The 20609-nt window shown below is 43.1% G+C and carries 22 protein-coding genes; 10 read left to right on the top strand and 12 right to left on the bottom strand.

The features are described from left to right. Positions 1-3 precede the first annotated feature (3 nt). The 7 genes from lptB to rnk all read left to right on the top strand — a co-directional run bounded on the left by lptB (position 4) and on the right by rnk (position 4935). Positions 4-729 carry an LPS export ABC transporter ATP-binding protein gene (gene lptB / locus PR809_RS12835; RefSeq protein ID WP_166264317.1) on the top strand — a complete coding sequence of 242 codons (726 nt, stop codon included), beginning with the start codon at positions 4-6 and terminating at the stop codon, positions 727-729. A 41-nt stretch (positions 730-770) separates the two neighbouring features. Beyond that, positions 771-2216 (top strand): RNA polymerase factor sigma-54, encoded by a 1446-nt coding sequence (gene rpoN / locus PR809_RS12830; RefSeq protein ID WP_102137932.1) that lies wholly within the window; start codon positions 771-773, stop codon positions 2214-2216. 22 nt (positions 2217-2238) lie between these two features. Next, entirely contained in the window at positions 2239-2526 is a 288-nt protein-coding gene (hpf, locus tag PR809_RS12825; RefSeq protein WP_102137933.1) for a ribosome hibernation promoting factor, read from the top strand. 93 nt (positions 2527-2619) lie between these two features. Beyond that, the gene (ptsN, locus tag PR809_RS12820) at positions 2620-3087 is read left to right on the top strand and encodes a PTS IIA-like nitrogen regulatory protein PtsN (RefSeq protein ID WP_102137934.1); all 468 of its coding nucleotides are present in this window, start codon (positions 2620-2622) and stop codon (positions 3085-3087) included. Positions 3088-3206: 119 nt separating this feature from the next. After that, positions 3207-4058: an RNase adapter RapZ gene (rapZ, locus tag PR809_RS12815; RefSeq protein WP_004258318.1), complete on the top strand. Its 852-nt coding sequence runs from the start codon at positions 3207-3209 to the stop codon at positions 4056-4058. A 5-nt stretch (positions 4059-4063) separates the two neighbouring features. Further along, entirely contained in the window at positions 4064-4336 is a 273-nt protein-coding gene (gene npr / locus PR809_RS12810) for a PTS phosphocarrier protein NPr (protein ID WP_102137935.1), read from the top strand. A gap of 188 nt (positions 4337-4524) precedes the next feature. Further along, a complete protein-coding gene (gene rnk / locus PR809_RS12805) occupies positions 4525-4935 on the top strand; it encodes a nucleoside diphosphate kinase regulator (protein ID WP_102137936.1) in 411 nt (136 codons plus the stop codon). A gap of 133 nt (positions 4936-5068) precedes the next feature. On the opposite strand, the gene pmbA is transcribed toward rnk, so the two are convergent. Continuing rightward, positions 5069-6409 carry a metalloprotease PmbA gene (gene pmbA, locus PR809_RS12800; RefSeq protein WP_102137937.1) on the bottom strand — a complete coding sequence of 447 codons (1341 nt, stop codon included), beginning with the start codon at positions 6407-6409 and terminating at the stop codon, positions 5069-5071. 185 nt (positions 6410-6594) lie between these two features. On the opposite strand from pmbA, the gene yjgA reads away from it, so the two are divergent. From yjgA to PR809_RS12785, 3 genes are all read left to right on the top strand, one after another. Next, the gene (gene yjgA / locus PR809_RS12795) at positions 6595-7140 is read left to right on the top strand and encodes a ribosome biogenesis factor YjgA (protein WP_004258329.1); all 546 of its coding nucleotides are present in this window, start codon (positions 6595-6597) and stop codon (positions 7138-7140) included. A 173-nt stretch (positions 7141-7313) separates the two neighbouring features. Next, positions 7314-7547 carry a hypothetical protein gene (locus PR809_RS12790; protein WP_102137938.1) on the top strand — a complete coding sequence of 78 codons (234 nt, stop codon included), beginning with the start codon at positions 7314-7316 and terminating at the stop codon, positions 7545-7547. Then, entirely contained in the window at positions 7544-7873 is a 330-nt protein-coding gene (locus PR809_RS12785) for a low molecular weight protein tyrosine phosphatase family protein (RefSeq protein WP_102137939.1), read from the top strand. Before PR809_RS12790 ends, PR809_RS12785 begins: the two co-directional genes overlap by 4 nt. Here the strand turns inward: PR809_RS12785 and PR809_RS12780 are convergent. From PR809_RS12780 to PR809_RS12730, 11 genes are all read right to left on the bottom strand, one after another. After that, entirely contained in the window at positions 7870-8457 is a 588-nt protein-coding gene (locus PR809_RS12780; protein ID WP_102137940.1) for an RBBP9/YdeN family alpha/beta hydrolase, read from the bottom strand. The genes PR809_RS12785 and PR809_RS12780 overlap by 4 nt on opposite strands. A gap of 60 nt (positions 8458-8517) precedes the next feature. After that, the gene (locus PR809_RS12775; protein WP_195697724.1) at positions 8518-8805 is read right to left on the bottom strand and encodes a barstar family protein; all 288 of its coding nucleotides are present in this window, start codon (positions 8803-8805) and stop codon (positions 8518-8520) included. A 12-nt stretch (positions 8806-8817) separates the two neighbouring features. Further along, positions 8818-9306: a ribonuclease domain-containing protein gene (locus PR809_RS12770; protein ID WP_102137942.1), complete on the bottom strand. Its 489-nt coding sequence runs from the start codon at positions 9304-9306 to the stop codon at positions 8818-8820. Between the two features lie 111 nt (positions 9307-9417). Continuing rightward, positions 9418-10863, bottom strand: coding sequence for a metalloprotease TldD (gene tldD / locus PR809_RS12765; RefSeq protein WP_102137943.1), 1446 nt, complete (start codon positions 10861-10863; stop codon positions 9418-9420). Between the two features lie 5 nt (positions 10864-10868). Then, positions 10869-11720: a deaminated glutathione amidase gene (gene nit1 / locus PR809_RS12760; protein ID WP_166264311.1), complete on the bottom strand. Its 852-nt coding sequence runs from the start codon at positions 11718-11720 to the stop codon at positions 10869-10871. Beyond that, the gene (gene yhdP / locus PR809_RS12755; RefSeq protein ID WP_206276201.1) at positions 11720-15511 is read right to left on the bottom strand and encodes an AsmA2 domain-containing protein YhdP; all 3792 of its coding nucleotides are present in this window, start codon (positions 15509-15511) and stop codon (positions 11720-11722) included. The genes nit1 and yhdP overlap by 1 nt, the downstream gene beginning before the upstream one ends. A 14-nt stretch (positions 15512-15525) precedes the next feature. Further along, complete coding sequence (gene rng, locus PR809_RS12750; protein WP_102137946.1) at positions 15526-16995, bottom strand: ribonuclease G; 1470 nt, start codon at positions 16993-16995, stop codon at positions 15526-15528. Further along, the gene (locus PR809_RS12745; protein WP_102137947.1) at positions 16992-17579 is read right to left on the bottom strand and encodes a Maf family protein; all 588 of its coding nucleotides are present in this window, start codon (positions 17577-17579) and stop codon (positions 16992-16994) included. Before PR809_RS12745 ends, rng begins: the two co-directional genes overlap by 4 nt. 35 nt (positions 17580-17614) lie before the next feature. Then, on the bottom strand, positions 17615-18103 hold the full coding sequence (mreD, locus tag PR809_RS12740) for a rod shape-determining protein MreD (RefSeq protein ID WP_004258382.1): 489 nt from the start codon (positions 18101-18103) through the stop codon (positions 17615-17617). Between the two features lie 44 nt (positions 18104-18147). Next, positions 18148-19116, bottom strand: coding sequence for a rod shape-determining protein MreC (gene mreC / locus PR809_RS12735; protein WP_102137948.1), 969 nt, complete (start codon positions 19114-19116; stop codon positions 18148-18150). A gap of 86 nt (positions 19117-19202) precedes the next feature. Continuing rightward, positions 19203-20246: a rod shape-determining protein gene (locus PR809_RS12730; RefSeq protein ID WP_004908213.1), complete on the bottom strand. Its 1044-nt coding sequence runs from the start codon at positions 20244-20246 to the stop codon at positions 19203-19205. Positions 20247-20609: the final 363 nt, after the last annotated feature.

Below are 20609 nucleotides of genomic sequence, written 5' to 3'. Positions count from 1 at the left end.
GTTATGGCGACACTAACCGCTGAGAATCTAGCTAAAGCCTATAAAAAACGTAAAGTCGTTGAAGATGTCAGCCTGGAAGTTAAATCAGGTGAAATCGTTGGCTTGTTGGGACCAAACGGGGCCGGTAAAACAACGACCTTTTATATGGTTGTGGGTATTGTTCAGCGGGATGCTGGCAAAATTATGATTGATGGTGAAGATATCAGCCTTCTACCGTTGCATGAACGTGCACGCCGTGGAATTGGCTATCTTCCTCAAGAAGCCTCCATTTTCCGTCGCCTCAGTGTTTATGATAACCTAATGGCTGTGTTAGAAATTCGCGAAGATTTGAACTCTCAGCAACGTAAAGAGCGTGCTGAAGAGCTGATGGAAGAATTTAGTATTACCCATCTTCGGGACAGCATGGGGCAATCGCTATCCGGTGGGGAACGCCGCCGTGTTGAAATTGCTCGAGCACTTGCAGCTAACCCAAAATTTATTTTATTAGACGAACCTTTTGCGGGTGTTGACCCTATTTCCGTCTTAGATATCAAAAAAATCATTCAGCACTTAAGGGATTACGGCCTCGGTGTATTAATCACCGACCATAACGTGCGTGAAACCTTAGATGTATGTGAAAGAGCCTATATTGTCAGCCAAGGACACTTAATTGCTCATGGGTCACCAACCATGATCTTAGAGAACGAACAAGTGAAACGTGTATACTTGGGTGAAGGTTTCCGGTTATAAATTAGCGTATCGTCATTTTTTAGGGAGAATAAAACAGATTCATGAAGCAAAGCTTGCAGCTTAGAGTCAGTCAACAACTTGCAATGACCCCTCAATTGCAGCAAGCCATTCGCTTGTTGCAGCTGTCTACACTTGAGCTTCAGCAAGAAATTCAACTCGCCTTGGAAACCAACCCACTTCTTGAACAAGAAGAGTTAAATTCCGAGTCTGAATCTATTGACTCCCTAAATGAAAATTCCGATACCAGTGAGCTCGATACCAAAGACGCGCTCGAAAACCATGATATGCCAGATGAACTCCCTTTAGATACTAATTGGGATGAAATATATACGGCAGGAACACCGTCAGGGACCAGTAATGATTATAATTTTGATGAACTCCCTGTTTACCAAGGTGAAACAACGCAAACATTGCAAGATTACCTGACGTGGCAAGCTGAGCTGACCCCTTTTACTGATACGGACAGGGCAATAGCCACCGCTATTATTGATTCAATAGATGATTCCGGTTACCTGACAACAGCAGTTTCTGATATACATGAAGGGATTGATAACCCAGAGATTAGTATTGAGGAAGTCATTGCTGTCCTTAAACGTATTCAGCATTTCGACCCACTGGGTGTCGCAGCACAAGACTTAAAAGAGTGTTTATTAATTCAATTGTCACTCTACCCTAAAGAAACTGATGGGCTACAAGATGCGAAGCTCATTATTAGTAACCATATTGATTTACTGGCTAACCGTGATTTTCGCCAGTTAGGTAAATTAACTCGCTTAAAAGAAGATGCGCTCAAAACCGCAATAGACCTGATTTTAACGTTGAATCCAAAACCTGGCCAATCTATCAATACCGGGGAATCGGAATACGTCATTCCTGATGTTTTAGTGAAAAAAATCGCAGGGCACTGGCAAGTTGAGTTAAATACAGATAGCATCCCTAAGCTAAGCATTAATAACCATTATGCTTCGATGCTGAATAATTCAGCGAGTGAAGATGACTCCCAATATATTCGTAGTCATCTGCAAGATGCAAAATGGTTGATTAAAAGCCTTGAGAGCCGCCACGAGACACTATTAAAAGTCGCGACTTGTATTGTAGAACAGCAACAAGAATTCTTTGAGCTGGGAGAGGAGTACATGAAACCGATGATACTGGCCGATATCGCCTATCAAGTGGACATGCATGAATCAACTATCTCACGAGTGACAACTCAAAAGTTTCTCCATAGCCCACGAGGCATTTTTGAGTTGAAATATTTTTTCTCCAGCCATGTTAATACGGACACAGGTGGCGAAGCCTCCTCAACCGCAATTCGAGCATTGGTGAAAAAACTGGTTGCTGCTGAAAACCCAGCAAAACCATTGAGTGACAGTAAATTGACGAGTATGCTGGCTGAACAAGGCATTCAAGTCGCTCGCAGAACTGTTGCTAAGTATCGAGAATCGTTATCCATTCCGCCCTCTAACCAGCGTAAACAACTGGTTTAATTGATAAAATAAGGAAGATTGTATGGAATTTCAGATTACTGGACACAATATTGAAGTTACTCCTGCATTGCGCGAGACTGTTGAGAAAAAACTCAAAAAATTGGAACAATTATTTGATCGTATTAATAATATCCAAGTTGTCTTGAAAGTTGAAAAAGTTCAGCAAATTGCGGAAGCAACCGTGCAAGTCAATGGAGCGGATCTCCACGCATCAGCGGAAGAAAACGATATGTACGCCGCTATAGATATACTCGTAGACAAACTGTCGCGCCAATTAACCAAACATAAAGAAAAACTGAGACAACATTAATACATTGATACGGCTTATTAATGAGCCGGATAATGTTTCAAACCAGATGGTGGGATACACCATCTGGTTTTGTAGTCCTAAGTGAACAATAAAATGAATAGTGATATAGAAATCCAGTTAAACGTTGTTTTATCATCAGCCTGTACACGTAATAATATTGTGTGCACCAGTAAAAAAAGAGCTTTAGAAATTATTAGTGAGCTGGCTGCCGTTGAATTGGAATTACCTGAAAATACGGTATTTGAAGCGTTATTAACCAGAGAAAAAGTTGGCACAACAGGTATTGGTGGTGGTATTGCCATTCCTCATGGAAAGCTGAACGAAGGTGAAAGTAGTCGTGCTGTCGGTGTCTTTTTGCATTTAGAGGAGCCGATTGCGTTTGATGCAATTGATAATCAGCCTGTTGACTTGTTGTTCGCGTTACTTGTGCCATCAGACCAATGTAAAACGCACTTGCATACATTGTCGCTTATCGCCAAAAAATTAGCCGATAAAACGCTCTGTAAACGCCTACGCAGTGCACAAAGTGATGAAGAGCTATACCGCATAATTACAGAGTAAGTGATAAATTATGTATCTTGCCATATGCAAATGATATTGTTATGGTTTCTAAGTAATATTATTTGGCAAATACTGCTTTTCAAGAAGCACATTATTAGGAAACAAAAGGGAGCAAGCTCATGGTGCTGATGATAGTCAGCGGCCGTTCCGGTTCGGGGAAATCCGTTGCCTTACGTGCGCTGGAAGATATGGGTTTCTATTGCGTAGATAACCTACCGGTTGTATTACTACCGGAGTTAGCGAATTCACTGGCTGATCGTAATATTTCAGCAGCGGTAAGCATCGACGTGCGTAATATGCCCGACAATCCAGAGATTTTCGAAGAAGCGATTGATAAATTACCTTCAACCTTCTCTCCTCAATTATTGTTTCTAGATGCCGATCGTAACACGCTTATTCGCCGTTACAGTGATACCCGTCGACTACACCCGCTTTCAAGTAAAAATCTTTCACTTGAAAGCGCAATAGATGAAGAAAATGAGCTACTTGAGCCTTTACGCTCTCGGGCTGATTTAGTTATCGATACTTCTGAAATGTCCGTTCATGAATTAGCTGAGATGCTAAGAACACGTTTGATGGGCAAACGTGAGCGTGAACTGACAATGGTGTTTGAATCTTTTGGCTTCAAACATGGAATTCCTATTGATGCAGATTATGTATTCGATGTGCGCTTTTTGCCCAATCCGCACTGGGATCCGAAATTGCGTCCAATGACAGGCCTTGATAGACCCGTGGCTGCATTCTTAGATAGGCATACTGAAGTCCATAACTTCATTTACCAAACCCGTAGCTATTTAGAATTATGGTTACCGATGTTAGAAACCAATAACCGTAGCTACTTGACTGTCGCAATTGGCTGTACCGGGGGTAAGCACCGTTCAGTGTATGTCGCTGAACAACTTGCCGACTATTTCCGCTCTCGTGGTAAAAATGTGCAGTCACGCCACAGAACGTTGGAAAAACGCAAGTAACAGCAATGACCGTAAAAGCCACAATAACGCTCAAAAATCGGCTTGGAATGCATGCAAGGCCTGCTATGTTACTCTATGATTTAGTTAAACAATTTAACTCAAGAGTTATTTTGCGTAATAATAATCAAATTGAGGCTGAGGCCGATAGCGTTATTGCGATGTTGATGTTAGACTCAGAACAAGGCAGTAATATTGATATTGAGGTTAGCGGCCCAGATGAAAATCAGGCATTATCCGCAATTATTAACCTGTTCGAAAGTGGGTTTGACGAAGAGTAGTCAATTCAAACCTAACGATAAAAATATCAATCTGTATTTTTTACAAAGGTAGGCTTAGAGATCGTGATCATGATCTCTTCCCTTTAAAGCGTATAGCGCCTAATATTTTAAACAAACTTATTTCTAGCGACACCCCCTACCTTATGGGTGGGGGGTGTTTGCTTTGTATGTCTCTATTGGAGTGTGGTATGACAAAGCCAACAATTATTATCAATGATTTAGATGCTGAACGTTTAGATGCACTGATGGAACAGCCGGCTTATGCGGGCACACCGGTTGCCGATGCGCTCAATGATGAACTTGACCGTGCGGATATTCTGACCCCACAAGAAATGCCTGCTGATGTGGTCACGATGAACAGTACCGTTCGCTTTTTGGATTTAATCAGCAACGAAGAGCGCACACGTACCTTAGTTTACCCGGCGTCACTGAAAGATAGCGCAGAGCAGCTGTCTGTTATGGCACCGATTGGTGCGGCCTTATTAGGCTTGCATGTCAACGATGAAATCAGCTGGGAACTGCCAAACGGCGTTCAAACACGTGTTCGCGTACTTGAAATTGTTTATCAGCCAGAAGCGGCTGGTGAGTTTCACCGTTAATCTCGACAACGGCTGAATTAAGGAAGGCTTAGCGAAAAAAGTTTTATTTAAAAAACTCTGGTAAGTCCTCTAACATATTCAGGCACTCAATTGAGTGCCTTTTTTGTTGCTTTAAAATGAGCAAAGTAGAAAACTATTCTCCCGCAATACTCATTTCAGGGATCAATACCGAACCACACTGAATATTGCTACGAGTTTCAATATCATCAGCGATAGTGACCATATTCGCCCACATATCTTTTAGGTTCCCAGCAATGGTAATCTCACTCACAGGGTATTGAATTTCACCGTTTTCGACCCAAAAACCTGAAGCCCCACGAGAGTAATCCCCCGTAATACCACTAACCCCTTGGCCCATTAATTCAGTAACGATTAGCCCTGTTCCCATTTGTTTCAGCAATGCATCGAAAGAAAGGCCTTGCCCTGCAATACGCCAGTTATGGATGCCACCCGCGTGACCCGTACTTTGCAGACCTAACTTTCTTGCGGAATAGCTGGTCATCAACCACGTTTGCAAAACACCATTTTCAACAATATTGCGTTCACAGGTACGAACACCTTCGCTATCAAAAGGGGATGACGCCAACCCACCCATTAAATGAGGTTGCTCATTGATAGTTAGCCAGCTTGGTAAAATTTGCTTTCCTAAGCTATCCAATAAAAAAGAGGATTTACGATAAATACTGCTACCGCTAATAGCGCCGACTAAATGACCAAATAGACCAGTTGCCACTTCTGCTGCAAAAATAACAGGGGCTTTCATTGTCGGTAATTTACGTGGCGATAAACGAGATAAAGTACGGCGAGCACACTCCTGCCCAACCCACTCAGGCGACTGTAATGCCCCTAAGCTACGGCCAATCGTATAAGCGTAATCACGCTCCATTTCACCATTTTGCTCAGCAATCACACAGCTCGACATTGAATAACGGCTAGAACAGTAACTTTGCAACATGCCATGGGAGTTACCAAATACGCGAACCCCATAGTGGCCGTTAAAACTTCCACCTTCCGTGTTTACAATGCGTGAGTCTGCATTTAATGCTGACATTTCCGCAATCGACGCTAAGCGGATCGCTTCTTCAGGAGAAAGCTCGCTCGCTTGGAACAGGTTGAGGTCTGGTGCTTCAAAAGCCAGCAAAGATTTGTCTGCTGGCCCTGCACACGGGTCTTCTGAGGTGTAGTTAGCAATATCAATTGCCGCCTGAACAGTCCGTTCAATGGCTTCAGGGCTTAAGTCTGTAGAAGACGCACTGCCTTTACGTTGTTGATGATAAACGGTGATCCCTAGCGCGCCATCACTGTTAAACTCAACATTTTCGACTTCCCCTTGGCGGGTACTCACACTAATCCCTGTGCTTTTGTTTACTGCGACTTCCGCGGCATCACAACGTGTTTTGGCAAATTCTAATGCGTGTGCGACGGCTTCTTCGAGTTTTTTACGTTGTTCGGTGACTTGTTCAGTTACACTCATGCTTTAGTCCAATCAATAATGTGGGGGAAACGTGATTTTCTGCCCTAACAAGCAAATGCTAGGTAGTCATAGAGGGGTTTTCCCAGTTACAATATATAATAGATGAATGTTAACACTCACAACACAGTAAATCATATTAATTACGCGTAATTAAACCACTGTGTTCGGTAAAAAGGAAAATCGATATGGCCAAACAGCCTGATGACTGGCTGGATGATATCCCAGCGCCGCAAGACGAAGAAGACGAGGAAATCATTTGGGTCAGTAAAAGCGAAATTAAACGCGATGCTGAGATCCTCAAAAAGTTAGGGGCTGAGCTCGTAGATTTAAGTAAAAGTGAGTTAGAGCGCATCCCGTTAGATACTCAATTACTTGAAGCCATTGAACTTGCCCAAAAAATCAAACGTGAAGGCCGTCGTCGCCAATTGCAACTGATCGGTAAATTATTACGTTCACGTGAAGTTGAGCCAATTACAGAGGCTCTGGATAAGCTTAAAAACCGTCACAACCAGCAAGTGGTCATTTTACATAAACTGGAAGACTTACGTACCCGTTTATTAGATGGCGGTGATGAAGTCATTGAAGACGTGGTTGCCCTGTTCCCACAAACAGACAGGCAACAACTGCGTGCATTAGTCCGTAATGCGAAAAAAGAGCGTGAAGGTAACAAACCACCAAAAGCCTATCGACAAATCTTTCAATACTTGAAAGATCTCTCTGAAATGGCTTAATGAATTATCCCCTATGCTGCGGCTAGGGGATTTTTCTTTGTAAATTAAGCAATAATCTGAAAAACCTAACAGCGTGTTGATAGCGCTGCCGAAACAACCTATCATGCCATTGTTAGTCATACTCTGACCCGTATTATCGCGGCTGCTGAACCCCGATAAATAATGAGGAAGATATGGATAATACCCGAAATAGAGCATGGCGCAGAGCCAAAGCTCGGATCAATAAATCCCGCGATCAACTAAATTCACGCCTAGTTGACTGCTATACACCTGAAAAAAACTGGAAACAGATGTACGGTCGAAGCGAAAAAATGATCCGTGCAGCCCAATTAGGTATGGCATACCCGCAAGTGAGTAATATACAGCTTGCCCGTATTAGCCTTGAAGAGACACACAATAACTCGTGAATATTTTATTCATTTGCAGTAAAAACCAATGGCGTAGTCCAACCGCTGAACAGATCTGGCGCAACCATGAAAGTTGGGTCACCCGTTCAGCGGGAACGAGCCGCAATGCGAGGCGCCCTGTTAATGCGGATTTAATCCGCTGGGCAGATGTAATTTTTGTGATGGAGCAAAAACATAAAAACCGCTTAAGAGCAGATTTCCCCCGCCTTTTGGAATACAAACCGCTTCATGTTCTGGATATTCCTGATGATTACCCCTATATGGACCCAGAGTTGATTGAAATACTCAAAACCAGTGTGCCTAGTATTCTTACCAACCATAACTAGCTAAAATGCGTTTTGATCGTATCAAGTAGTGTTCTGAACTCAGTATAGCCTTCTCTATCAAGAAAATGACCGGCTGAGCCTTCAATAATAACCTGTGTTTTTAAGGCATTAGCCAATGCTTTCGAAGACTCTGGTGACACAATTTCATCATTGGTTGATATAATCGATATTCGATTATTTGCCACTTGTATGAGTTCATCATAATTCAATGGTTCGCTTGTGTGGTGCTGTAATTCAGGCAATGTAGGCTGTTCTTCATCAAACCCTGATACCAATACATAACCCGCTACCAGCTGCCCTGCATTTTGAAGAAATCGTAATACGGTAACGCAACCTAAGCTATGGCCAATCAAAACCGTATTTTCATCAATATCAAAAGGCAAGTGTTGTAAGCGCTGCTGCCATCTTTCAGGGTTGGGGGCTAATGAGTCAGGCATGGTGGGCACGTTAACAAAAGCGCCTAAAGCTTCGAGCTCTGATTTCAACCATGGAAACCAGTTTTTTTCAGGGGATGCGGTATAGCCGTGAACAATCAGGAATTTTTTTTCTTTTAGCGGAAATGCAGTACAGGTAACGTTATTCATCCTAAAGACCCCTATCAGCTCAGTTATCTTATTTAGACTTTACCATGAGTGATAGGAATATTAGTTAGAGCTTTTTGTTATATCTAAAGCAAAAATGAACTCTTCTTCCCACATATCTTGTGCGTCATTCATCACATCAATAACATCTGCGAATTGGATACGTTGTTCCGCAGTCATGTGTGAAAACGTGATGGTTACAGGTAACTCAATGCCTGCGGAAACCATGTCCCACAGGGCATCAAGATTGCAACCAAACCAGTCAGGAAGGGAAAATTGTCGAGCAAATTGGTCATAAAAATCATTCAATGAGTTTATCTGCCTGAAATCAAAGCTCACCTGTTTGCTCATCACGATTTTCCTTTAGTTGACTTGTGTAAAGCTCTTATAATGGTCATGCGTCACAAAAATCATCCCATCAGATGAGTATAGCAAACGGTCTGCCCCACGATGGCCACAGCGATAATTAATGTCAGCTTCAAACCACTGGCGCCCTTGTGCAATGGGTAACCCTTTCTCACGGTTAGAAAAACGGTCGCCGCCAATCGCTCTTCCTGGTAATACATCGCAAAGATTGCCTTTTTTCGCATCCCATCCAGCTTCACGGGCTTGCTTCTTTGTCATATAAAAAGCGGGAAGTTTTTGATATTTTTCCATAAAACTAACGACATTATCTTGTGCGGTTAGTTTATCAATCGGTTGTGCTGTTTCTTTTGGCGTTATCGCTTCACGAGAAGGTGGATTACTTTGATTAACCGGTGGCTCAGATGGGGTTTTATCTCCACCATTAAAATACAGGCTAATCACAATCAAAATAGCCATCAACACGACGGGTAAAATACGTTTATTCATAACACCTCAGTTGTTTTGTGCTTTGCAGACACACAAACGCCCTAGTCACAACATCTCCAAGAGTTTGTCACAAGGGCGAGCAAAGCCTAATTTATATCATAACCGTGAAAATTAAGCGGTACCACCAACGGTCAGTTTGTCCAGTTTTAATGTAGGCTGCCCCACACCAACAGGCACACTTTGGCCTTCTTTACCACAGACACCAACGCCTTTATCTAGCGCTAAGTCATTACCGACCATTGAAATCTGCTGCATAGCTTCAACACCAGAGCCGATTAACGTTGCCCCTTTCACAGGAGAAGTAATCTTACCCTTTTCAATCAGGTAAGCTTCTGATGTCGAAAATACAAATTTACCTGAGGTGATATCTACCTGACCACCACCAAAGTTTGGTGCATATATGCCTTTATCCACACTTGCGATGATTTCTTCTGGCGTTGATGCCCCTGCTAACATGTAAGTATTGGTCATACGCGGCATAGGTAAGTGTGCATAAGATTCACGGCGTGCATTACCTGTTGGAGCAACTCCCATCAGGCGTGCATTCAGTTTATCTTGAATATAATTACGTAAAATACCATTTTCTATTAGGACGTTATACTGCCCGGGTACCCCTTCGTCATCAATGGCAAGGGAACCACGACGGCCTGCTATCGTGCCATCATCCACCACAGTGCACAGTGGTGATGCCACTTGTTCACCTATTTGACCTGAAAAAACAGAGGTGCCGCGACGGTTAAAGTCACCTTCTAAGCCATGGCCCACCGCTTCATGTAATAGAACCCCCGGCCAACCAGCGCCCAGCACAACTGGCATCATTCCAGCAGGAGCGGCAATTGCAGACAAGTTCACCAGCGCCATACGCACCGCTTCACGTGCATATTGCTCAGCAACCACTTGCCCTTGATGAATTTCCAAGAAATACTCGTAGCCATAACGGCCACCGCCGCCACTCGCACCGCGTTCGCGCTTGCCGTCATGTTCCACCAGCACGCTGACCGATAAACGCACTAATGGGCGAATATCTGCCGCTAAGGTGCCGTCTGTTGCAGCGACTAACACTTGCTCATAAACACCGGTTAAACTGGCATTGACCTCAATGACACGCGGGTCTTCTGCGCGAGCAATTTGGTCAACACGATGCAGTAAATCAATTTTTTGTTCCCGCGATAAGCTTTGCAGTGGGTCTGCCATTGAATACAGTTTTTTATATTCAACGTTAGTTAGAATTTGTGATTTACCAGAACCTTGCTCATTCACAATACTGCGTGCAGCAGTCGCACTTTGTGTCAGCGCATGTAGCGAAATTTGGTCTGCGTATGCAAACCCAGTTTTTTCACCACTGACAGCTCTCACACCAACACCTTGGTCGATATTGTAAGAGCCATCTTTGATGATCCTATCTTCAAGCACCCACGATTCATGGAAGCTCGATTGAAAGAACAGATCCGCATAATCCAGATGGCGCTCAGATAACAAACCTAAAATGTCATACAGATTTTCTTGCCCAAGGCGGTTGGCGGCCAGCAAATGTTCGCTGACAGAAGCTAAACTCATATTCGTTACTCTTTGGTTTCTTTTTTAATCAATGATGTCAATTGCGGTCTAAAGCGGTTGTGTTTTACCACTTTAATTTGCTCACGCATGACACTTAAGCTGTCTGTTTTAATATTCAGTACCGTAGAAGCGACTGCATCGACGTTCTTTTTCATCACTTTACCCCACCCATCAACTGCAAGGCTGTGCCCCCATGTGCGACGGGTACCATGCACACCGACTTGAGCAGGCGCTAAAATATAGCATTGGTTTTCTATCGCACGAGCGCGTAATAATGGCTCCCAATGTGCTTGGCCGGTATAACGGGTAAATGCAGCGGGTACAGAGATAATTTCTGCGCCTTGCTCACGTAATGCTTGGAATAAACCAGGAAAACGTAAATCATAACAAATTGTCATGCCAAGGCGACCAACGGGTGTATCAACGACGGTAATATGTTCACCGCGTTGATAAATTACAGACTCGTTATAAGTGCCTTGCTCGTCTTCGATATTGACATCAAACATGTGAATTTTGTCGTAGCGTGCTTTAATATTTCCTTCTGAATCAAATAATAAGCTACTACTTGTAATACGCTCAGGATCTTCACGGCTAACCATTGGCATTGAGCCAATTAAAATCCAAACATGATAACGTTTGGCCATTTCGCTGATCGCATTTTGCAAAGGACCTTTTCCTTGCTCTTCAGCTTGTTTGCGATACGTTGCTGCATCCGCAAATAACAGTGCGTTTTCAGGTGTCAGTACTAACTCAACAGTTTCGGGTAACTGTTTGATTTGTTGTTCTATTTGCGCCAAATTGTGTTTAGTATTATTTCCGCTACATAACTGCAAAAGTGCAACGTTGCCATTTTTCATTACTCTTGAGTCTCCTTAAGTTGACGTAATACCTCATCAATTTTTGGCTCGTCCAAGCTACCAGTTACTCGGTAACGAATAACAGAAACTTTACTCCATAATGGACCGAGCACTTTCGTTGCTGCAAATACCGCAGCCCCAGCAAATGGATTTACCACAAACGCGGTTGCTACTCCTACTGTAGCAGATATTTCTGGTGTGATGACGGCTTCAACGTTAATTTGGCGTTTAACAAGGTCAATTTGACCATCAAATGAAATGTCTGCAACTAAGCCATCAACATAGGTATTTTTCGAAACCAACACACCATTTTTAATCGTCGCATCACCTTTAATCGAGTCAAAATCGAAGTCATTACTAAACGTGTCGCTAAAATCAAATCGTAGTTTACGTAACAAGGCGTCAAAGCTGACTAAACGCAATATTTGCCCTGCCCGGCCACCGCCCATTTGGGCAATCGCACCTTTACCCAATTTCACAGACATTTTACCATTTAAAGAGGCAATATCGGGTGACCAAGGCAAATCGGCCCAATCTAAATCAAATTCAATAGTATAAGGTGATTGGATAATAGGAACTAATATACCAAAATAGGCCGCTGTTTCGTCGAAAGCATCACCCGTTAATGAGCCTGCAACTTGTGTTTTGTTGCCTTTTTTGCTGTCCCAAATAGCATCTAGCTTTAATTTCGTGACACTGTTATCTAGCGTACCGCCCGTCAATTGCAATAATGACCCTTTAGGTTGGATATTCGCGCTAATCTCCCCCAGTTTCTGCCCAGCAACCCAACACTCTTTACAGTGCAACTGTAATTGCGGCCATTGGCTAAAATCAAATTGGGTTGTGGCAAGGTCATTAATTTGGGCGCTCGTAGAAGCACTGGGATTGTAATACAAATAATCAATGGCAACCTGCCAAGGCTGTGAAGCAAATATTTGTAACGAACCTTTCAGGTTTTCACTATTGATATGAACCAGTTGCTCAGCCCGTTGTAGATCATAGGAAAAGTTGACTGCATTCCATTGCTGCCCTACGAGATAAATAGATGGAATATTGACCTCGAGCATGTCAGGTAAGCGAATATTCATACCGCCTTCTCGGCTATGAGAAGACACTAACAGCCCAGCTAATTTCTCCCAGTTCATATCGGTAATAGCTGGCAAATTAACGACAAAAGTCGAGCTTTTAGGTAATTCAGGAATGCCATTACGCCATTGGGCAACATGGGCTTTTAATAAGCTTAAAGGCTTATCACTCAGCCCCCATTGAGTATTAAAACCAATGCGCTTACCAATATCACCACCAACCACCAACTGCTCTGTCGTTCCTTTCGCCTGAACATTGATTTGCCCAAGCTCGGCTAATAGAGCGCTATCAATAGCGGGTAGCTGGCTTCTCAGTTGTTTGAGCCCTGCGGTGACGTCTATTTGTAAACCTACTGGCTCTTTTGCCGTATTTGGAATGGTAATGGCGACTTGGCTTTTCCAGTCAGTGGTTCCTGACACTTTTTGCTTAATTTCAGTAGGCAACATTGCCAACTTATTCACCGCCCAGTTTCCGTTAATATTCACATCCACTAAATAATTTTTTGCTTGGTCTGTGGTGGTGAAGTCGACAGTTATCGGCTGTTCAAACCAATGGCCCCGCAGGTTTTCACCGCGTAAATCGCCATTGTTAAACTCAAAACTACCCGTTAAAGCGGAAATAGTGCTATCAATCGGCTGAATGTATAAATCATTTTTATTGAGATTGACCTTCCCTTTGGCAACAACGTCCTTACCCGCTACCAGTGGAATAGATAATCCCAACTGCCCATTAACTGTTCCCCCAATTTGTAACTCTTCAAGCGTATCGCCAATTGAGTGGTTCATCGGGGTATGCACAAAATATTGTTGGATTTGTTTTCCTGTCCCACTGATATCCGCATTGATATACAACATTTCTTTAGTGTAATCCGGGATATTAGCATCAAGATTGGTTGCGGTGGCATCCGCCAATTTCACAGTTGGTGCATGCATATATAGCCCTGCACGCCTGAAGTCTAAATCCATATCCAAGTTCAATAACGCAGGCCATTCGCTGTCATATTCAAATGTGGCATCACGCAGAGGGACGTAAACTTGGAATTGCCCATCATTGTCATCATAAGGAAAATGAGCAGGATCGCCTTTATAGACTAAAGTCGCGTTATCTACACTACCTGCGATAATCGCTTTCGTCAGGTAATCTGCCACATCTTGGCCCATTAATTTTTGGGGGAAATAACGCCATGCATCCCCCGCATCATCTAAACGAATTCCTGCGAGGATCGCGAGATCCGCATAATTTCCTTTTTTCGCTTTTGCGTAACGAAACTCACCATTTGCCCAAAGAGACTGAGCTTGTACATCTAATGATGGGCTCCACAATTTAAATTCACTGTCATTATTGACCCAATGGAATTGACCTGTTGCCGTTTTTATCAAAAAAGGAGCTTTAAATTCATCACGATAATCCACTTCACTATCTTGTAAGCGAACTGTGGCACCACCACTTTGCATTCCACCAATTAAAGCCCCCGAAAAATGGTTAACCGAAGGTAATTCTTTCCATTTTTTCCAGCTAACATTTTGCCAGTCCATGTTAAATTGTACGTTTTCAGGCAGATTTGGCGTGATATCAAGCGCAAATTCACTCACCACACCCGTTGGTTGGCGGTGTTGCCAATCCTGTACCATTTCAGGGGTTAAAAAGGAAAATGTGGGTAAAACTTCGCTTAAACGTTCAAGTTCAATATCTTTTGCACGGATGCGCCAATGGTCATTATCCTGATATTTCTTGCTGGCAGGCAAATACAAGACAGAGACGCTCCCTTGCGGCCAGATAAACTCATTGGTTTTCAAAGTATCAAGCTCAGGAATGTTAAATAACCACCCATTCCCCTGCCTTTTCATTCGCAAAAGCAAATCATTGACTTGCAAGTTTTGCGCTAATTCGCCCGTTCCCCAGTTAGCTTCACCTTGCCGTAGTTGAATAAGGCCACTATCAATCCGGTTATTTTTCAGGGTTACCCAAGAAGACAAACTAAAATTGGCATCCCGCAATGAGGTATTATCACGCAGCCAGTGGCTAAGCCATGGCTGCATGTCAATATTATCCGCTTGCAAATAAAAAACCCCATCACTTAACACGCCATTTTTATCTAACACATCAAGCTTTACTTGCAGATAACCATGCTGCTTATTAATGGTTTCAAGGCTTACAAAACCTTGAGCACGATGCCGTTCATTGTCATTAAGCCATGAAAGCTCAGGTAAAATCAGCGTTGTTTTTTGTTCAGAAGGTGTGAGAAAGGTTAATTGGCTTTCTTTTAATACGAAATGGTCGAATTGCCTTAAAAATAGATCTTCAATCCCATCTAAAGAGCCGCCTTCCGACGAGTCTCCAAAGCTAAAAGGAATTTTATAATCCACATTTAATTGGTAAAAGGTTAAGTCACGAAAACGCCAGCGTAGAGAAAATAACGAGCTCCAGATATCTAATTCAACCCTAATAGTATTCGCTGTGACATCGATGGCTTGATTCTGTAAAACCACATCAGATAACGTCAGTGCAGGACCAAAAGATTGCCAAGCCCCTTCGATTTTACCAAGCTGCACGGACATATCGGTCTTTTTTTCAACGTAATCGACCAAGTCTTGCCGATAATTATCGATATTTGGCAGAAGAAAACGCAGCCCTGACAACACTAATGCGCACAGCAATAATATAACCGCAGTCGTCACCAGTGCTACACGTGGCAGTCGTCTCACTCATATCTCCTTTATTACATCATCACGACATCAAAACGTTCCTGACTGTAAAGAGGCTCAGTCTGAACTTTAACTTGCTTCCCAACAAAGATTTCAACTTCTGCAAGGGCGTGTGACTCATCCCCTTTAAGGACATCTACCACCGCTTGAGAGGCATAAACCAAGAACCTATCGGCATCTATCGTGCGGTGCACGCGAACTATTTCACGTAAAATTTCATAACATACTGTTTCGACTGATTTAACGGTTCCACGTCCTTGGCAAGTTGGGCAGTCATCGCATAACACATGTTCTAAGCTTTCTCTTGTGCGCTTGCGCGTCATTTCGACTAAACCTAGCTGCGAAAAACCATTAATGGTTGTTTTGACTTTATCTTTACTCAATGCCTGCTCTAATGATGCTAGCACACGGCGACGATGCTCTGGGTCAGCCATGTCAATAAAATCAATAATAATAATACCGCCTAAGTTGCGTAAACGCAGCTGCCTTGCTATCGCTTGAGTGGCTTCGATATTGGTATTGAAGATGGTTTCTTCAAGGTTACGATGCCCAACAAATGCCCCTGTATTGATATCAATAGTCGTCATGGCTTCAGTTTGATCGATAATCAAGTAACCACCTGATTTCAATTCCACTTTTCGATCCATTGCTCGCTGAATTTCGTTTTCAACGTCAAACAAGTCAAATATCGGCTGATTTCCCTGATAGAGTTCGAGCTTAGCTGTCATTTCTGGCACATACTCTTCGATAAACTCTTGTAATTGAGTATAGGTCAAACGAGAGTCAACACGAATGCGGTCAAGATGAGCGCCTGCAAAATCACGGATAATACGGAAGGCAAGCGCTAATTCACCATAAATTTTTGTGCGAGTCACATTACGTTTTTTTCGCTCAATCACTTTCGCCCACAGGCGCTTTAAGAATGCAGCATCCTGTTTAACTTCCTCTTCCCCGACCCCTTCTGCTGCCGTACGAATGATAAAACCGCCATTTTCATCACAATACTGTGAAACACAGGCTTTTAAGCGTTCTCTTTCATCTTCACTTTCAATACGTTGTGAAACGCCAACATGGGAAGCCCCTGGCATAAAGACCAAATAGCGAGAAGGAAGAGTAATGTCCGTAGTAAGGCGAGCGCCTTTAGTACCAAGAGGGTCCTTAACGACTTGGACGATTAAATCTTGTCCTTGCTTAACCAGCTCTGCAATATCCCTGACATGAAAGTTTTTCTGCTCATCACCCGCAATACATTCCGTGTGAGGCATAATATCAGACGCGTGCAAAAAAGCCGCTTTATCTAGACCAATATCAACAAAGGCCGCCTGCATTCCTGGTAAGACGCGGCTCACACGGCCTTTGTAAATATTCCCTACTAGCCCTCTTTTCGCTTCTCGTTCAACATGAATTTCTTGTAATATCCCACCATCAATATAAGCAACGCGCGTTTCAGATGGTGTAATGTTCACTAATAGTTCCGCTGTCATGACTTCCCCTTACCATCACTTAACGCTAAAAATCGCTGAATTAGCTCGTCTGTTTCAACCAGTGGTAAACCAACAACCCCATGATAGCTGCCATTAATTTTACGTATAAAACGCCCACCAATTCCTTGTATTCCATAAGCGCCTGCCTTATCCATTGGCTCACCTGACTGTATATAATCCTGTATTTCGAGCAAAGATAACTCGCGGAATGTCACATCTGTCACAATTAGTGACTGCATCGTCTGTTGACGACTGGATAAGGCAATCGCCGTCATGACTTGATGGGTTCTTCCCGATAATGCACTTAGCATCGCTTCTGCGTGCTGGCTATCTTGCGGTTTTTCTAAAATTTTACCTGCGAGAACAACGATAGTATCAGCGCCCAAAACAGGCTGATTATCGGGTGCTATCGCAACACCAGCTAAAGATTTATCTCGTGCAAGACGCTGAACATAGTCTTGAGGCGTCTCCCCCTCTTGCCACTGTTCTTCTACCTCTGGACGCAAAATTTCAAAGGTATAATTAAGTTGCTGAACAAGTTCACGTCGACGGGGTGAACCGGACGCAAGATAAATTAAACACATAAACTGAATTCCCAGTCAAACCGACAACTAGCACTCTAACATACTGAAAATTGCCGGCGAATTTTACGTAAAAGCAAAAATAGCCATGGCCATAGAATACCATTCACTAAGCTATTCCAAAATACTTGCGGATGGAATAATACTTGTGATGATAGAAATTCAGCCCAAAAAACAGCAAGATCTTGAATGATAGTAAGCAACATAATCACCAACGCTTGCTGCCACAACGCCATATTGCGCAACAGCTGGTGCTTATAAGAGACGAGATAACAAATAATACTAAAAGAGAGAGCATGCACTCCTAGTGCGGAGCCCTGAATGGAATCAACGATAATCCCTAAGATAAAGCTTGTGCCAACACTCACTCGGTGTGGTAACGCCATCACCCAATAAGTGAGAATCAACAGAAGCCATGATGGTCGGTAAAAACTGAGTTGCTCCGGCCAAGGCATGACTTGTAAAATCAATGCAATAAAAAATGATAACCAAATAATGGCACGGCCATTTCCACGATACTCATCCATGCTAATTTACTCTCTTGCCCATAACCATACTGTGTTTCCTCTACTTATGGTTGTGACGTCGGAGCCATTGATGGTGGCAATGGAGGCCCCTGAATTTCATTCGGGTTAGGTAATACTTGCGGCAACACTTTCATTAAGCGTTCATTTGCTGCACGATAAACTTCCGAAGGCTGTAGTGGCGTTTTAGGATCGTTATCATTTCCCCATAATAACAGCAGGTAACGTAAACGTTGTAATTCAGCGCTCGGCTTCGCGCTTATGATCGTATAAGCTCGTTGTGTGTCATGTTTTACGGCTGATACCACCCCAACTGGATACCCTTCAGGGAAACGCCCCCCTAACCCCGATGTGACAAGGACATCACCAACACGAATATCGGTATTTTCAGGTAACGGTTCTAATTGTAGATCATCGGCACACCCAGAACCCGCCGCAATAACACGTACATCATTACGTAATACTTGTACAGGTAAGGCATGGGCAGTATCACAAATTAACAAGACACGACTATTAAAGTTACTCACCCCAACCACTTGGCCAACAACGCCTTTATCACTAATAACGGGCTGCCCTTCATACACCCCTTCGTTACTGCCCTTGTCTATAACCACTTGGTCACGATAGGGTGTATTTGCCCCTGAAATCACTTGCGTTACCATCATGTGTTCATCTTGACGAAGTGGCGAGCCAAGCAACTCCCTTAAGCGCGCATTCTCCTGCTTAAGTTGCTCTAAAAGCAAGTTATCCGCTTTTTTCAGTAATAACTCTTGGCGTAACGCTTTGTTTTCAAATTGCAGTTGGTCCCTTGAAGAGAAACTTTCAGAGATATTATCTAGGAATTGGCGTGGGCCATTCGCTAAAAAATAGAATGGGCTAACCGCCGTGTCTAAGTAGTTACGGACTTTATTGAAAGGCTCGAAACGATGGTCAATCACCACCAGTACAAGTGCAATGATTACCGCAAAAAAAATGCGTAACTGTAGGGATGGACCTCGCCTAAAAATTGGCTTCATGTGTGGCTAAGTTTCGCTAATGTCAGAGGAACAAAAAATAGTCAAAACAGTTGGAGAACCGTCTCCAACTGTTTCTAAAAGGCCATTTAGTCTTCGCTAAACAGGTCACCACCGTGCATATCGATCATTTCTAACGCTTTACCGCCACCACGAGCGACACAAGTTAGAGGATCTTCAGCAACAATAACAGGGATACCCGTTTCTTCCATCAATAGGCGATCTAAATTACGAAGAAGCGCGCCACCACCGGTTAAGACCATACCGCGTTCTGAGATATCTGAGGCCAATTCAGGAGGACACTGTTCAAGTGCTAACATGACTGCACTGACAATTCCTGTAAGCGGTTCTTGCAGTGCTTCTAAAATTTCATTTGAATTCATCTTAAATCCGCGAGGCACACCTTCTGCAAGGTTACGACCGCGAACTTCAATCTCGTAGACTTCATCTGTCGGGAATGCAGAGCCAATCCCATGTTTGATGCGCTCGGCTGTCGCTTCACCGATTAGTGAGCCATAATTACGGCGTACATAGTTAATGATGGACTCATCGAAACGGTCACCACCAATACGTACAGATGAAGAGTAAACAACGCCATTTAGAGAAATAACAGCGACTTCTGTTGTACCGCCACCGATATCAACAACCATTGAACCCGTCGCTTCTGATACAGGCAACCCAGCACCAATCGCCGCAGCCATCGGTTCTTCGATTAAGAAGACTTCACGCGCACCTGCACTTAATGCTGACTCACGAATGGCTTTACGCTCAACTTGTGTTGCACCAACGGGAACACAAACAAGCACTCGCGGGCTTGGGCGTAAAAAACTGTTGCTATGAACTTGTTTGATGAAGTGTTGTAACATTTTCTCTGTCAGGAAAAAGTCAGCGATAACACCGTCTTTCATTGGCCTGATTGCCGAAATATTACCTGGTGTACGTCCCAGCATCTGCTTCGCTTCACCACCGACAGCAGCAACGCTTTTTGGCGATCCAGAGCGGTCTTGACGAATAGCAACTACAGAGGGTTCATTTAATTTTACGCCTTGTCCTTTGACATAAATAAGGGTATTGGCCGTACCCAAGTCAATAGACAGGTCATTAGAAAACATGCCACGAAATTTTTTAAACATAACGAAAGAGTTATCCTGCAAGCTGGGGACGAATTTAAACCCGTCTACTCTACCAACCACTTGAAGCGGTCTCAAGGCGTTAATGAGCTGCTTCTACAAATATGGTTAATTCATCTATTTTTCACGTACCGTACTGTACATGCTTCTTATATAAACGAAGCAGATAAAAACCCCAAAAACAGAGATTAATTGCATTTTTACCGACAGGATAAAATTATACAAAAAAATTTCTACTCTTTGGTTGTTATATACTCCATCTTTTTCTTCCCAGTGTGACAAGCTATTGGGGCAACAAGTTCAAATATTATTTAGTTCTTTTTATTATTGCTACACACTGGCTATTTCCAATACAAATTGGGTGAA

Origin of the sequence: Providencia sp. PROV201 (assembly GCF_028479545.1) — a bacterium.
Classification (GTDB): domain Bacteria; phylum Pseudomonadota; class Gammaproteobacteria; order Enterobacterales; family Enterobacteriaceae; genus Providencia; species Providencia huaxiensis.
The sequence above is the reverse complement of the archived record's forward strand: the minus strand, read 5'-3'. Positions and strand labels throughout refer to the sequence as shown.